At 35.0% G+C, this 623-nt stretch carries 1 protein-coding gene; it reads left to right on the top strand.

Annotated elements, in window-relative coordinates; all coding sequences use genetic code 11:
* Positions 1–584: hypothetical protein (locus tag H5058_RS18200; RefSeq protein WP_182679390.1), on the top strand; the 584-nt coding region annotated here is incomplete at its 5' end.
* Between the last annotated feature and the right edge of the window lie 39 nt (positions 585–623).

The following is a 623-nucleotide window of genomic DNA, read 5'->3' as shown; positions in this document are numbered from 1 at the left end:
ACACTCACATACTGGGTGCAGAATGGATTGCACAATGCAGTGGATTAACAGTAAAAGAATTACATCAAAAAATTAATGAGCATAAGGATTTAAAGGAACTTGATAATATACTGATGCACGCGAGTGCAACGATAGAAAAAACTGAGGGTTCAGTTTGTGAGGCCTACGCTACCTCTTGCTATAAATTTTGCCCAGGAAGCTATCGTAAAATTACAGCTGGCATGGATGACGATATAATTATCCGACTGACAGATGATTTTATTGCACAAACATACAGCCAAATCTATGACGATGTATTTAGACTGACTAGCGTGTCAGGTGAACTCTACATTCTAACTCATACTACTGAAGATACTCACGTTATACATATCAGCTCAGACTGGGAGTATTTCTCTAGCACAAAAGATATTTTATTAGAAAAATCGATTCCAGTAATTAATTTTAGTGACCTAACCCTAGATCAACATAGTGGGTTAGCCCCGATTTTAGATAGTCTTAATTCAGTTAGTGATGCCAAAGCATACTATGTTTTAATAAAAGAATTGCATGAATTTTGTGAGATATTCAAAGGCAATTTTGACTGATAATTTTATAATAATTAGGAATAGCTTTTCATAGACTGG

The sequence above is a fragment of the Pseudoalteromonas sp. SR45-4 genome (genome assembly GCF_014163535.1).
Lineage (GTDB): Bacteria > Pseudomonadota > Gammaproteobacteria > Enterobacterales > Alteromonadaceae > Pseudoalteromonas > Pseudoalteromonas nigrifaciens.
The sequence above is the reverse complement of the archived record's forward strand: the minus strand, read 5'-3'. Positions and strand labels throughout refer to the sequence as shown.